The following is a 15,063-nucleotide window of genomic DNA, read 5'->3' as shown; positions in this document are numbered from 1 at the left end:
TGAGTTCTATTCGCTCCCTCAAGAAAGTGTGCTACGGCCAATAATCGCAAACGCATTCGGGCATCTGCTGTTTGCTTGGATAGCCTGATTAATTCGAAACTGGTGTGTTGTTTCATTGCTAAAAAAGGTGAGTAACGGATATAGCAATTAGATCACATTTTTTCGCGGAATGGTATTAGGGAGGTGTCATCGAGAAGGGTTTTGCTGCCGCGAATTAATTGAGCTTGGCTAATGTTGATCATTAATTACAACTTGAATATTGAATTGAGAATAATGGCGTAGATAATAGCGTATTTGTAAATTTTTTCCCACAATCGCGGGACGTAACAAGGCTAATAGGGCAAAATAGTCGTATACAGTTTAATAGGTAAATTGACGTAGAGTAAATGATGACCAAAATAAAAAAACGCTTTGTAGCTGGCGCTAAATGCCCTAAATGTGGTGCTCAAGACAGTATTTTATTGTTTAAAGAAAACGGTATCGAAACTGTTGAGTGTACAGACTGCGACTACCGGGCTTTACAAACGGATATTGAAGTGCCGAAAAAAGCCAGCGGCAATATGATAGGTGTGTTTAAGCCAGATTAAATTTAACAGGGCCAATGAGCTCCCTGTTAATTGCTCATGTATTCATCTGGAGGGGTTTCAGCAGAGATTTTCATTTTATGCTGATTCAACACTCTAATAACGTTAATGTTATTTTTAGTTAATTCGTTAAAGCGTTCGGTGATCTCTTGTAGCTCAAGGCCATAACTTGGATCATCTTTAGGCTTTGTTTGCCAGTAACGTTTACGATCCAACTTTTGAATTTCACTCGCACGAAGAATTTCAAAATAGCTGTTTTCTTGCTTGAGTCGATAGATTTCAGCATCTAAGAGCTGGAGCAGTTTTTCTTTGGAGATAGTTTGTTTATTGAGTAGCGCTTTGAGTGGATCTTCTTTTAATTCACGTTTGTCTGAATCGACTTCAGTGGTGATCCCGAGTTGGTATTCGATTTTGTGTTGGCGAAATTCTTGCGGGCAAACGGTTTGACTGAACACGACTTTGTCGTCTTTCATGCATTTGTAAATAGTATTAGCATGAGCACCAAAAGTGCTCAATGCAAACAACATGAATAACAGTCTTTTTGCCATACGGCCACACATCCTTTTGCTATAATCTTTTGATTTTAAGACTAAAATTAGCCTGTTTATCACTGTGCCCATGCCGCAACTGACCACCTTGTCTTGTTGCATCATACCTCATTTGGTTTTCATTCAACGTCGTTGACTTTTTGCCTGCCGGTGTCTGAAAACGCATTTGTTAACACTGTGATAAACACTTTGATTTAATTGAGCAGATTAGCACAATTTTATCTTACGCAAGTAAGACATTCGCCATTCACGCTACCGGATATTCACTATAGTTGAACTCTATTTGCTCAACTTGGAGAAACAGCCCAATGAAGTGGTGATGCAACTTCTGATCAAATATGGGTCAAGTTTAGCGATAAAACCAGTTTTTTGACAATTGATTTTTGATAAAAATGAACAATCTTTGTTTTTTATTTTATCAACTTAGCGAAATTAAAATGAATTCAGCCTTTGATTGTTATTCGGGGTGACGAGAAAATGACACATTGTCAATTAAGCGTGCTTTACCTAGGTAAGCTGCCGCAATCACCACAAGTTGGTTATCGTTGGGCATGGCTTGAGCGAGTGTGTTAGCGTTTCTAACTTCAAAGTAATCAGGGGTAAAACCTGCTTTTTTGAGTTGTTCTAATGCGTGCGCAATGGCGTGTTGTGGGTCTTCATTGTGCTGAATTGCATTAATCACATGATCTATTGCGCGCTTTAGTGCTGCAGCATTGTGTTTTTCATCTTCAGTTAAATAGCCATTGCGTGAACTCATTGCTAGGCCCGACGCTTCGCGAATAGTATCAATGCCTATAATCTCAATTGGCATTGATAAATCTTCTACCATGGTTTTGATGATTAACAATTGCTGAAAATCTTTACATCCAAACAAGGCAATGTCTGGTTGAACAATATTAAACAGTTTGGCGACAATGGTTGCAACGCCACGAAAATGACCAGGACGGCTGGCACCACACAACTCATCGCCTATGTTGGGCACTTCAATGTAAGTTTGCTTGGTTAACCCTTTAGGGTAAATAATCTCTGGCGTTGGAGTGAATAACAGCTCTGCGCCAGCATTTACCAGCTTTTCACTGTCTTGTTCTAGCGTGCGAGGGTAGCCGTCTAGATCTTCTTTAGGTCCAAACTGCATTGGGTTAACAAAAATAGATACCACTACGTGATCTGCACGGTTTTTAGCTTCGTTAACCAAGGTGATATGGCCTTGGTGTAAATTGCCCATCGTCGGTACAAAAGCAACTGTTTCGCCTTTTGACCGCCACGCTTTTACCTGTTCACGAATGGTTGAAATTGCCGCAGTGGTAATCATGGTATTGTCGAACCTTACTCTAAAATAGGATGTTAACGCTGCTATTTATGCAGCAAAAAAGTTAGTTAAATGTGTGTTCTTCTGCAGGGAAGGTGCCATTAGCCACTTCATCAATATAGGCTCTAATTGCTGAGCGGATTTCACCTGTTTGCTTAAGGTAGTTTTTAGAAAAGCGAGGAATGTAGCCGCTTGAAATACCTAACACATCATGCATTACCAAAATTTGACCGTCTGTGTCAGCGCCTGCGCCTATGCCTATGACAGGAATGGTCAGAGCTTCGGTGATGGCTTTAGCCAATTGTGGTGGTATGCATTCAACCACTAATAATTGTGCGCCAGCGGCTTGCAGGGCTTTAGCCTCATCAAGAATGCGCTGCGCATTTTCTGCATCGCGTCCTTGTACTTTAAAACCACCAAACACATGCACAGATTGAGGTGTTAACCCTAAGTGCGCACATACCGGGATACCGCGCTCAGTCAGCATTTTTACGCTTTCAAGTAACCAATGCCCACCTTCGACTTTAACCATATTGGCACCTGCCTGCATTAGCATTGCTGCGTTGGTCATTGTTTGTTCTGGCGTGCTATAGCTCATAAATGGCATGTCAGCGATTAATAACGCGCGTGAAATACCGCGCTTAACACATGCAGTGTGATAAGCAATATCGGCAACCGTTACGGGCAGAGTGTCATCATGGCCTTGCAAAACCATGCCAAGAGAGTCACCCACTAGCAGTACGTCTACGCCTTCATTATCAAATGCACCGGCAAAGCTAGCATCATAGGCGGTTAGTGCGGTGAACTTTTTGCCTTCTTTTTTGAACTTGATTAAGGTTGAGCTGGTGACTTTTGACATAGTAGACTCTTAAAAAAATTGAAATACTAAAAATTGAGCTTAATGTGCTGCGAGTTAAGATCAACTTTACTCGATAAGTTTTTGCAATTCATCGCGCATTGTCACACTAATCAGGCTTTCAAGGCTGGTACCACAAGGTAGTGTGAGTGTAGGTGTAATCTCTGCTAGCGGTATGAGTACAAAACTGCGTTGTTTCATGCCGTAATGCGGCACAGTGAGTCGAGGGACACTGATATTTTGTTGGCCATAAAGCAGTAAATCTAAATCCAGTGTACGTGGTCCCCAATGTTGCAACCTCACTCGGCCTTGCTGTTGCTCGATAGCTTGTAATGCGTCGAGTAAGTCAATTGGCTGCAATGTGGTTTTAAAGCCAGCTACAGCATTGACGTAGTCAGGCTGTACCACGTCACCCATAGGTTTTGAGTGGTAATAGCTCGACACTTGCAATGAATCGTCAACTGCGATCGCGCAAAGTGCAGCAACCGCAGCGTCGAGTTGCTGTGTCGGATTAGCTAAATTTGCCCCTAAAGCGACATAGACTTGGATTGTTGCCATGGCTACTCAGCAGCGGGTTTCGTTTTTGCAGCCGGTTTACGGCGACGCTTACGTTGTGGTGCATTTCGGTTTCGGCTGTTACCCGTTTTACTGCCACTTTTAGCAATATTACCGCGCTCTGTTTCATCGGCTTCTACAAAGCTTTTCCACCAATCAGCAATTTTTGCAATATTGCCCGTTTCAACTTCGCCACGAAGTAATAATAAATCGTAAGCGGCTCTGAATTTAGCATGCTCGAGCATTTTAAAGGCGCGAGTTCCTTGGCTGCGTTCTAAACGAAGTTGTAACTGCCAAATGTCTTTAGCTGGTGTACTAAATCGACGTGGAATACTAATGGTGCGACATTGTTGTTCCATGACATCACCCATGGCAGCAACATGAGCATCGTAATGACTTAAACCGCTTTCTATAGCGATATCATCAGCGCGTTGCTTTAGTGGGTACCACAAAATGGCTGCGTAGAAAAATGCCGGTGTGACGGGTTTGTCTTGATTAACACGTGAGTCGGTGCTGCTCATTACGGCTTGCAGCATTTTGGCCGCATGACCTTTAGGTGATTCGTTTATTAATGCACTCACTTGTGGGAAAAGCGGCTCAAACAAACCAAATTGTTGCATCATGTGATAGTTGGCTTCAGCTTTGCCTGCAAAAAAGAGTTTTAAGACTTCTTCATACATGCGCGCGGCAGGAATATCACTAAGTAGTGGTGCTAACTCTTTTATTGGCTTAGCTGTGATTTCATCGATTTGCATGTCGAGTTTGGTTGCAAATCGAACCGCCCGAAGCATGCGCACTGGGTCTTCGCGGTAACGTGTTTCAGGATCGCCAATCAGTTTGATCGTGCGCGCATTAAGATCGTTAATACCTCCGCCATAACTGCGGATAGAGTAGTCGCTAATGTCGTAATATAATGCATTGATGGTGAAATCGCGGCGTTCGGCGTCTTCGTCTATTTCGCCATAGACGTTGTCACGTAATAAACGGCCTTCGGCATTCGACTTTGATATTTTATCGTCAGTTTCACCATGGTGGCCGCGAAAGGTGGCGACTTCGATAACATCGCGACCAAACACTATGTGGGCAAGCCTGAAGCGACGGCCAACTAACCGGCAATTACGAAAAAGCTTTTTGATATCTTCAGGGGTGGCATTGGTTACGACGTCAAAATCTTTGGGCTGTAAACCCAGTAAAATGTCACGCACACCGCCGCCAACCAAATAGGCTTTGTAACCTGATTTGTTAAGACGATAAAGCACCTTTAGCGCATTTTCACTTATTTGGCGACGTGAGATAGAGTGACCATCTCTGGAGATGATATCCAGGCGTAAGCCATCTTCTTGAAGGGGCGCTTCAAGGGCTGGAGCTACTTTGTTGTCTTCAAATAGCTGTTTACAGAATTGGCTGATACGGCGAAAAATAATACACCTCGTGATACTAGAATAAATTGATTAAAAATCTGGCGGGTATAATACATTAAATGTGAGGCAATGAGTATATCTGCAAAGTGGCTAAAAGCCCTTAATGCCCCCGTTTAATTGCATTTATTTGTTAAGTTGCCACGTTTGACCTTTTTAGTACGATTTCTTTTTGTTTAGGGATCCCTGGCAAGCTAAATTGTGCCACCGCTTGTTGCAGCATAATGTCTACTGAGTCGAGGTCAACCGTGGGTTGGCCTAAAAATGAGAGCGCGGCGTTTATGCTCGTTTGTGGCTGCTTTGTATCAATAGCGGGTGCATGATTTTGTTTTGATAATTTAAAGCCTATTTCTGCACAGGCTAAGGGTAAATGTAACCAGGCTGGTGTATTAAACCCTAACTGTTTGAATAAACTGATTTGACGGCAGCTTGCTTCTAATAAGTCACACCCTCTAACCACCTCTGTAATGCCTTGAAAAGCATCATCTAGTACTACCGCCAGTTGATAAGCGTATAAATTATCGCTGCGTTTAATGATAAAATCTTCGGTTGCAAAATGGCTATCTACAGTCACGTTGCCTTGCAGTAAGTCGGTGAAGCTTTCGACTTTTGCCTGGTTACGAATACGGATAGCTCCTTGGGTTAGCCGAGGGTAGCATTGGCCGCAACGGCCGTCGTAGACGCCACCCATAGCTTGAATAATTTTGCGGGTGCATTGGCAAAAGTAGGCTTGGTCATGGTGGATTAACTGCTCGATTTGCTCTTGATAGGCATCATAACGCTGGTGTTGATATAAAACTGTGCCATGCCAGTGCAAACCATAAGCGTCAAGTGTGCGCAGTATGTTATCGCTTGCACCTGTTACTTCGCGAGGTGGATCAATATCTTCAATACGAACTAACCATTGACCCTGTTGACTGTGCGCTCGAAGGTAACTGCCTAACGCAGCGATTAGAGAACCAAAGTGTAACGGCCCTGACGGTGATGGCGCAAAACGGCCAATGTATTGAGAATTGCTCATAGCGGTGAATTTTTTAGTCGCTAAATTAGCACAGACGCTATCCAGATGAATAACACGCTACTATGTTGTGGTTTTTACATGCAAGAAAACATAAGGGCGAGAACATCTCGCCCAATCGGATAACGGGTTAACCCGCCATCTGTTTTTCTTTGATTTCAGCAAGAGTCTTACAATCGATACATTGATCGGCTGTAGGGCGAGCTTCAAGACGACGGATGCCGATTTCAACACCGCAAGAATCACAGAAGCCGAAATCGTCTTCTTCAATTTTCTGTAATGTCTTTTCAATCTTCTTGATCAGTTTACGTTCTCTATCACGAGCACGTAATTCTAAGCTGAATTCTTCTTCTTGTGCTGCACGGTCTACAGGATCAGGAAAGTTTGCAGCTTCGTCTTGCATGTGAGTTAACGTACGGTCGACTTCTTCACGCAATTGGTTACGCCATGCTTCGAGGATCCGTTTGAAGTGACCTCTTTGCTTGCTATTCATGTACTCTTCACCAGCTGACTCCTGGTAAGGATCTACACCAGCAATAGCGAGTACGCCAAGTTTTTTAGTGCCTTCAGGCATAACGCATCTCCTGTCATCTTTTGCGTTTTAAGGGCGTCTTAATTCACGGCCGCTATGTCTTATTTTTACGGCCGCTATCTATACCAGAAACTCTATAGCTAGGCAAATTATTTACTGAGTATTTAAGTGTTTTTATTTATAACATCACTTTACAGGGCTCTATTATATGAGCTCCCTGTGGTGAAAGTGCTGTTTTATAAGCTAACACTTCAACTCCCCTCATAACGGCTTGTTCAAGTAAGTCTGCGTAGTGTGGATCGATATGTCGCGCGGGTTTTACTGACGTTATGCCACTGTGCTGTACCACAAACAATAATACGGCTCGGTGACCCTGTGTGACCATGTGGATTAGTTCTCGTAGATGCTTTTGTCCCCGCGTTGTGACGGCATCTGGAAAATAACCCACTTGGTTTTCTAATAAGGTACAACTTTTCACTTCAATATAGCACTGTGGACGCTCTTGACTCGTGAGCAAGATATCGATTCTACTATTTTCATCGCCATATTTTACTTCACGCTTGAGAGTGTCATATCCTTGCAGTTCAGTAATAATATGCTGATTGATGGCCTCTTCAGCTAGCGCGTTAGCGCGTCCAGTATTGATACCAATCAAATGTTGTTGATCGGTTTGCATTAATTCCCATGTGTGTGGGTACTTTCGTTTGGGATTATCTGAGGTTGAAAACCAGACCTGCTGCCCAGGAAATAGGCAGTTTTTCATCGAGCCAGTGTTGGGGCAATGAATCGTTATTACCTGTCCATCAGGCAGTGCCACATCGGCTAAAAAGCGTTTATAACGTTTTAACAGAACACCGGTTTCAAGTTTGGGATCAAATTGCATGTGTATCAATCTGTTATGGGTTTATTTACAACAATGCTAACAAATTTTAGCTTGGTTTATCGATTATGTTTTGTCTACACTACTGCCATTAGCTTGTATGAAGGCTAGGGTATTTTCGCCATTTGGCGTACAACAAGGAATCATTATGGATATTATGACGGTAACGCTCACCACTGAAGCTCCTGCAGCCCATTGGGGCAAGGCTGATGTGACGTATCAAGGTGCTCAAACTTTGATTCACTTATCTGGTACAGACGAGTTGCGCCAGATCCAAATGGCGGCAAGAAAAATCCGCAATCAAGGTGTCAATGCTGTGCAGTTAGCCGGTGATTTATGGAGCGTTCATTCTCAGTGGGCATTTGCCCAAGGTTTTGCAACTGCAAAAGCGGGATATGAAGTCCGCTGGTGTGGCAGTGATGCTGATCAAGCAACCTTAACTCAACGTGCTGAAGCGGCCCAATTTGCTCGTAAGCTCATTAACGATACCCCTGAAGATCTGTCACCAGTTGGGTTAGCTACACAAGCTGCTGACTGGTTGAAAAACATTGGTGGCGACAAGGTGAGTTTTACCATTGTTGAAGGCCAAGAATTATTAGAAAAAAAATGGGTTGGTATTCATGCCGTAGGTCGCGGTAGTGAGCGTCCACCTGCATTGCTTGAACTAGATTTTAATCCACTTGCGGCTGACGCGCCTGTTTCTGTTGCCTTAGTTGGTAAAGGGATTACCTTTGACTCTGGTGGCTATAGCTTAAAGTCATCTGAAGGTATGCTCACCATGAAGTGCGATATGGGCGGCGCAGCAACGGTGACTGCAGCATTAGGTTTAGCGATGAAAGCGGGCTTAAATAAGCGAGTAAAACTGTTTTTATGCTGTGCTGAAAACCTAGTCAGTGGCAGAGCGTTTAAGCTAGGTGATATTTTATCTTACAAAAATGGCACTACGGTAGAAATCGTCAATACCGACGCAGAAGGCCGTTTAGTGTTAGCTGATGGGCTGCAAGCTGCATCTGACACAGGGGCGCCATTAATTATTGATGCTGCAACTCTTACTGGCGCAGCGGTAATGGCGGTAGGTTCAAATTACAATGCGATTTTTTCGCCACAAACGGCCACTTTGCAACTGGCTCAAAAATGCGCCGCTGCAGTATCTGAAAATGTATGGCCTTTACCGTTAGACCCTTGGCACAAAGACATGTGTCCGTCGGCTTATGCAGACACAGCAAATAGCCGTCCTGTTAAAGGTGGTGGCGCGGGTGGTGCATCAAATGCTGCGGGCTTTTTATGGCGCTTTGTGTCACCTCAAGCTAATTGGTTGCATGTTGATTTAGCCGCTGCGTTTGAGTCATCTGCGTCGGCGCTTTGGGCAGCAGGGGCTACCACTCACGGTGTGCTTACTATTGCTGAGTTATTAAAAGACTAGTCGATAATGTATCGGCTTAAATGTAGCCGCTAATAATGAGTCTTCATTGTTAGCGGCTTTTTTATCAGGCTTATGCAATCAAATTTTAGGGGCGATCGAATGGAATTGTTACTCTAACAACCCATACTGCTGAGTATTTAATAAAGAGTACTGCCAGTATTGACTGACTAACAAGGTTTTTGGTGCTAAATACTATTTGTTGGCCTACGTCGCAATATGAACAAATTGGTTATGTTAATTTAAACGCTGGAAAAAACGCCTTTTTAAACAGTCTTTTGTCTGTCTAACTGCGACACTCGTTTACGATAAGAAGACTAGAGCCTGTGAATTTGCCTTGTTAGAAAACAAATGACAAGGTTGAAAGTAGGTCGTGGTTAACGTATTGATTTGTAAGTTATCAATGCATCTCTTAACCAGATTTAAGGTTATTGGGCTACACTGGTTCTATTATGCTTGAATTACCGTGATTGACTTGCTGACAAACTGATAAATTGTGATTTTGAGTTCGCTAAGACTTTATCAACTGGTCCGATCTACTGAAGTTAAAAATTAGGGTTAATGTGTAATTTGAGCTTTTTTCTGAGGTTGCTCTCGGGTGTTAACAGTGCGTCAACCCCATATAATACCGCATATGTTTATGCTGATGAGTGGGTTTATTACTCACAAAGAGCAAATACATTTCGATGAGAGTAAATGTACATTAGCTATAACTTAATTAGTGGCGGGTTGAAACCCTAACCTGAATAGATTATTAATACAGCATGATATAAATAAATGTCGTTTATTATTTGTTGTCAAACTACACTTAATTTATGAGCTGTTTTTGCCATAATGAATTTTGAGTTACCAATGCCCACCACACCTAAAATGTGGTGAGTGAATATAGCGAAAACGTCATGATGTTTTATCCCTATGCAAATTGAATTGCAATCCTTTATTGAGTTGATGAATGGCAGATAGCACACAACAACTACTGAAAAGTGTTTTTACAAATGGACCTATTGAAGGGAATAATACTTCGGTATTAGCGCTGCTCAATCGGGCTCTTGAAATTGTCTGTAATCGACTCGAATGCAGTGGTGCATTTATTTTGACGAGTCAGTTTGACAATTTGTTTGCTCCAGACAGTGACATCATCGACACCACTGAACAGCAATGTGCTTGTCATTTTGCTGCATCATCTGATGTTGGCGAGCGATTTAATCAAGCTGTCAGCCGTCATCAAAAGCTCTGTAAATCTTTGCTGGAAAACACTCAGGCTATTGGTTATTGCGCAGAAGATGATAATCAAGCTCTATTCGAGTCGGCGCCGTTATTAGTACCTTTATTACAAACATTTTTATCATTAGACATCGACTGTCAACATCTTGCACTTAGCCCTGTGTTACAAGTGGGTAATGTCAAAGTGATATTAGGTGCCTTGTGTATTAACGATCAGCAAAACACTACAGACCAACGCCCCCCATGTGACGCCGTCCATACATTGCTTGATGACACAGCTTATGAATTAGCGTCAGCGTTGGAGCTAAGGCGATTAGCTGTTGTGCTTGATAATAAAGACAAGCAATACCAAGAGCTGTTTCAGTTGTTGCCACTGGCGTGTGCGTTAATTGACTTACACAATGTGGTTGTGCTGCAAAATGACATTTGGCAAAGTATTTTACCCATAAAACCGGGCGATAATTTATTTGATGTATTGCGTGAGGAAGACCACCCTTTGCTCAATGATACCTTGCATATCGTTCGCGAAGGTATTTTGCGTCAAGCCTGGTGTGAAGTTCCTTTGCGCAATGGTGCTAAAAATCATTGGTATAAGTTTAGTTTTTGTCACGCGTTGAACCGCCAGCAACAATTATTGCTCATGATTGAAGATGTCACCGAGCGTTACCGTTTAGCGGATGAGCTTTCATTTCATTCTCATTTTGACGTGTTAACAGGTCTACCTAATCGAGTGCAATTTGAGAACATGCTCGACAACCTGTTAAACGATGAAGATCATATTCCTGCCTGTATTGCCTTTCTCGATCTCGATCAATTTCAAGTTGTTAACGATCTTAGCGGTCATCAAGCTGGCGATCAATTATTGCAACAAGTCGCTGTACGTTTAAAACAGTTACTGCGTAAAGGCGATATTGTGGCTCGGCTTGGTGGTGATGAATTTGGATTGTTAATGCATTACTCTGACAAGTCTTCCGCGCAGCAAGTGGCTAAACGAATTTGCCAACAATTGTTTGGTCATGAGTTTGTGTGGAAAGGCATTAAACATAATGTCAGTGCCAGTATTGGTATTGCTCAAGTTGATTATGCCGATGGTGATATTTATGGCGTAATGAGTAAAGCCGATGCCGCTTGTCAGTTAGCAAAAGAAGATGGTCGCAATCGCTGGCATTTTTATAATCCTGACGACCCGCAAATGCACATTATGTATAACCAGATGTTAGCCTCTGTCGACATTGCAGGCGCATTAGCCCTAAATCAGTTTGAGTTATTTTACCAATTGATTGAACCACTTAATAAACAAGAAAGTGGTATTCATATGGAGATTTTACTGCGCATGGTGCAAAGCGATGGCACTTATGTCTCTCCTGGCGTGTTTTTGCCTGCAGCAGAACGATACAATTTAGCTCCGCGAGTGGACAGTTGGGTGATAGATAACTTGCTAAAATGGGGCGGAGAAAACCTAGCGATTTGGCAGCAATTGTCTATGGTGTCTGTAAACTTATCAGCAATGTCGCTCGCTGATCAAAAGTTTATGAGTTGGCTTGAGATGCGCCTGATGGTTGAGCCAGAACTGGTAGATAAGTTATGTTTTGAAATCACAGAAACCGCTGCAGTTAGTCAGCTAGAACAAGCCACAGGACTGATAGATTTACTTAAACCTTTTGGTTGTAAATTGGCTCTAGATGACTTCGGCTCAGGCTTTTCAAGTTTTGCATATCTCAAATGTCTTGATGTCGACTATGTTAAAATTGATGGTCAGTTTGTGGTCAATCTTTGCAGTAATCGAAATGACAAAGCGATTGTTTCGGCTATTTGCCAGCTAGGCAAAGACATGCATTTTGAGGTGATAGCTGAATTTGTTGAAAATACAGACATTGGCGAATATTTGAGAAACATAGGTGTAGATTACGCTCAAGGCTACGCCATTAATAAACCCACTCGACTCACTGAACTTGACAACGGACTCCGTCAGCCCTGGTTAACTGATGCTGTTAGCGTTGTTAGTGCAGAAGAGAGAAAAGCACTTGGCATGACACACCGCTAGGTGCTGATACCTATGTAAGCGTTATTAGTATAAAATATGCCATAAAATATCAGCCACAGTAAAAGCCGTTGACCATATCTGACACAGCTAAATCTAACACCTCAATCCCATTGCATTCGCTTGGTTTGACCGCATTGCCCATTGATGAGGTGTTAGGTGACATCCGCAGCGCTTTCAATGCGCATTCGCAAATCATTCTTGAAGCGCCAACGGGCGCAGGTAAATCCACTGCGTTGCCCTTAGCCATGTTAGCCTGGCCTGAAATTAACGGCAAAATCATCATGCTGGAGCCAAGACGAGTTGCAGCGCGTAATGTGGCGCAATTTATTGCTAAGCAGTTAGGCCAAGCGGTTGGTCAAAATGTGGGTTATCGAGTTCGTGGCGACACAAAAGTGAGTAAACATACTCGACTTGAAATTGTTACCGAAGGCATTTTAACTCGGATGATCCAGCACGATCCTGAGCTGACTGGGGTTGATGTGATCATTTTTGACGAGATCCATGAACGTCATTTACCTACCGATCTTGGCCTTGCTCTCGCGCTTGAGGTGCAACAATCATTACGAGATGACTTAACCATTGTTGCCATGTCTGCAACCTTGTCTGGCTTGCCACTGAGCAACTTAATGCCAAGTGCAAAGCATGTTAGTAGTCAAGGTCGTAGTTTTGAGGTTCAACATCAATACCAACCTTGCCCGACGCAGCAACCTTGGTTGGTTCACATGGCAAAAGTGATAAATGACACGGTTAATGACACCAGCTTAACGGAATACCAACTCGGCAGTGTTTTAGCATTTTTACCCGGTAAAGGTGAAATCAATAAGCTTGCTCGCATGCTCACTGAGCGCTTAGATCCAACATGGCTTATTTGCCCTTTATATGGCGATTTAAGTCCAGCAGAGCAAGATAGGGCCATTGGGTTAACCGAACCCGGTAAGCGTAAAATTGTACTGGCGACCAACGTGGCTGAGTCCAGTTTAACCATTGAAGGGATAACGATTGTTATCGACAGTGGTTATCGCCGTGAAGCCAGTTTTAACCCTAAAACCGGTGTGACGCGTTTAGGGCTTAAACGCATTAGTCAGGCATCTGCCGTGCAGCGAAGTGGCCGTGCAGGGCGGTTAGCGCCGGGTTATTGCGTGCGCTTATGGAGCCAAGAAGAGCATGGGCGTTTGCGTAAGATTGACGAGCCAGAAATTAGCCTCAGTGAGCTCACCGCTATGGCACTGGATTGCGCCAGTTGGGGCGTAAAATCACTTAATGAATTATCGTTACTTACAGCCCCGCCAGCCATTCATGAACAAGTTGCTTGGCAGTTACTTGAGCAACTTGCATTGGTTGACAGTCAGCGAAAGTTAACTTCGCTCGGGCATGATGCGTATGCGCTTGGTTGTCACCCTCGTTTGGCTCATATGTTGCTTAAGGCTAAACAGCTCGCCAATGAGCAATCTCAGCCGCAACTGTGCGTATTAGCCTGTATATTGGCTGGGATTATTGAAGCGCGATCATTGCCTAAAAAAGGCGCCGACATCCATCATTACTTAACCGAAGCTTTGCATGGGCAGATTAAGCAGCAAGTGGGTCAATGGCAACAAGCGTTAGGGATTTCAGGGCAATTACAAGATGCGATACGCCAGGCTTCCACCCGTGATATCAGTTATTTGTTAGCACTCGCTTACCCCGATCGTATTGCCAAAGCACGTGGGCAAGATGGCTTTTTACTCAGTAACGGTACAGGTGTGGTGATTGCCGCAGATGACAGCCTTGCCCACGAGCCTTGGTTAGTGGTTGCTGACTTTCAAGAAACTCAAGGCCGTAATGCCGGACAAGTGTATTTAGCCGCTCGGTTAGATGAGCGGTTATTTGATGATGAGTTAAGTGATCTTGTCACCCACAAGGTGCAAGGTGGTTGGGATGACGCCAAAGGGCGATTTTTTGCCGAAAAACACACTAAAATTGGCCAGATTATTATTAAAGTTGATACGGGCATTGCGCCGCAACGTGCTGACATTACGGCTGCATTACTCGAGCAGGTTCGTGCAAAAGGGTTAACAATCCTTAATCGTGATGATGCTTTAATCCAGTTACAATACCGCGTCGAATTAGCGCGTTTTTATGCGCCAGAACATGATTGGCCCTGTTTGACTGATACCCATTTAATGGCCACCTTAGCTGATTGGTTGGCACCATATATTGAGCAAATTAACTCGCTAGCCGCTTTAGCTAAAGTTGATGCTTATGGGTTAGTGAAAAACCGTTTAAGTTGGCAACAACAAAGCTTACTTGATCAATTAGTGCCAACACATTGGCCTATGGCAACCGGTACCAAAGCACCAATAAAATACCAAATGCCGCTCGACACCAATGGTGATTTTTACCATAGCGTTGCTGAACCAGGTCGAGCTTTATTAAGTGTGCGTTTACAAGAAGCATTAGGTTTAGCGCAAAGCCCAAGTATATTGCAGGGGAAAATGACGGTAACGATGGAGTTATTGTCACCAGCGCACAGGCCGTTGGCTGTTACAGCAGATCTGGCCAGTTTTTGGCAGGGGCCGTATGTCGAAGTGAAAAAAGAAATGCGTGGTCGTTATCCTCGGCATTTATGGCCCGACGACCCAGTAAACACCGTAGCGACCAAATTTACTAAAAAGAAAACGCCCGGTTTATAAACAAGC

General features: G+C 43.4%; 12 protein-coding genes. 4 read left to right on the top strand and 8 right to left on the bottom strand.

What is annotated here, in order from left to right; translation table 11 throughout:
• The first annotated feature begins 386 nt into the window (after positions 1-386).
• Positions 387-587: a YheV family putative zinc ribbon protein gene (locus IEW93_RS05830; RefSeq protein ID WP_188737874.1), complete on the top strand. Its 201-nt coding sequence runs from the start codon at positions 387-389 to the stop codon at positions 585-587.
• A gap of 26 nt (positions 588-613) precedes the next feature.
• Here the strand turns inward: IEW93_RS05830 and IEW93_RS05825 are convergent, their stop codons facing one another.
• The 8 genes from IEW93_RS05825 to sfsA form a co-directional block, all read right to left on the bottom strand.
• Positions 614-1,132, bottom strand: a complete 519-nt coding sequence (locus IEW93_RS05825) for a DUF4124 domain-containing protein (RefSeq protein WP_188737872.1) — start codon at positions 1,130-1,132, stop codon at positions 614-616.
• Positions 1,133-1,589: 457 nt separating this feature from the next.
• Positions 1,590-2,444: a pantoate--beta-alanine ligase gene (gene panC / locus IEW93_RS05820; RefSeq protein WP_188737871.1), complete on the bottom strand. Its 855-nt coding sequence runs from the start codon at positions 2,442-2,444 to the stop codon at positions 1,590-1,592.
• Positions 2,445-2,505: 61 nt separating this feature from the next.
• Positions 2,506-3,300 carry a 3-methyl-2-oxobutanoate hydroxymethyltransferase gene (panB, locus tag IEW93_RS05815; RefSeq protein ID WP_188737869.1) on the bottom strand — a complete coding sequence of 265 codons (795 nt, stop codon included), beginning with the start codon at positions 3,298-3,300 and terminating at the stop codon, positions 2,506-2,508.
• 66 nt (positions 3,301-3,366) lie between these two features.
• Complete coding sequence (gene folK, locus IEW93_RS05810) at positions 3,367-3,855, bottom strand: 2-amino-4-hydroxy-6-hydroxymethyldihydropteridine diphosphokinase (protein ID WP_188737866.1); 489 nt, start codon at positions 3,853-3,855, stop codon at positions 3,367-3,369.
• 2 nt (positions 3,856-3,857) lie between these two features.
• Complete coding sequence (locus IEW93_RS05805; protein WP_223420008.1) at positions 3,858-5,168, bottom strand: polynucleotide adenylyltransferase PcnB; 1,311 nt, start codon at positions 5,166-5,168, stop codon at positions 3,858-3,860.
• A 235-nt stretch (positions 5,169-5,403) separates the two neighbouring features.
• Complete coding sequence (gene gluQRS, locus IEW93_RS05800) at positions 5,404-6,291, bottom strand: tRNA glutamyl-Q(34) synthetase GluQRS (protein ID WP_188737864.1); 888 nt, start codon at positions 6,289-6,291, stop codon at positions 5,404-5,406.
• 127 nt (positions 6,292-6,418) lie between these two features.
• Positions 6,419-6,862 (bottom strand): RNA polymerase-binding protein DksA, encoded by a 444-nt coding sequence (gene dksA, locus IEW93_RS05795; protein ID WP_188737863.1) that lies wholly within the window; start codon positions 6,860-6,862, stop codon positions 6,419-6,421.
• 136 nt (positions 6,863-6,998) lie between these two features.
• Positions 6,999-7,703: a DNA/RNA nuclease SfsA gene (gene sfsA, locus IEW93_RS05790; RefSeq protein WP_188737861.1), complete on the bottom strand. Its 705-nt coding sequence runs from the start codon at positions 7,701-7,703 to the stop codon at positions 6,999-7,001.
• A 145-nt stretch (positions 7,704-7,848) separates the two neighbouring features.
• Between sfsA and pepB the strand changes: the two genes are divergently transcribed.
• From pepB to hrpB, 3 genes are all read left to right on the top strand, one after another.
• Entirely contained in the window at positions 7,849-9,123 is a 1,275-nt protein-coding gene (gene pepB / locus IEW93_RS05785; protein WP_188737859.1) for an aminopeptidase PepB, read from the top strand.
• A gap of 949 nt (positions 9,124-10,072) precedes the next feature.
• Positions 10,073-12,388: a putative bifunctional diguanylate cyclase/phosphodiesterase gene (locus IEW93_RS05780; RefSeq protein WP_188737857.1), complete on the top strand. Its 2,316-nt coding sequence runs from the start codon at positions 10,073-10,075 to the stop codon at positions 12,386-12,388.
• Positions 12,389-12,513: 125 nt separating this feature from the next.
• Positions 12,514-15,057: an ATP-dependent helicase HrpB gene (gene hrpB / locus IEW93_RS05775; protein WP_188737886.1), complete on the top strand. Its 2,544-nt coding sequence runs from the start codon at positions 12,514-12,516 to the stop codon at positions 15,055-15,057.
• Positions 15,058-15,063: the final 6 nt, after the last annotated feature.

Source organism: Shewanella inventionis, assembly GCF_014641855.1.
In the GTDB taxonomy this organism is placed as follows: domain Bacteria; phylum Pseudomonadota; class Gammaproteobacteria; order Enterobacterales; family Shewanellaceae; genus Shewanella; species Shewanella inventionis.
The sequence above is the reverse complement of the archived record's forward strand: the minus strand, read 5'-3'. Positions and strand labels throughout refer to the sequence as shown.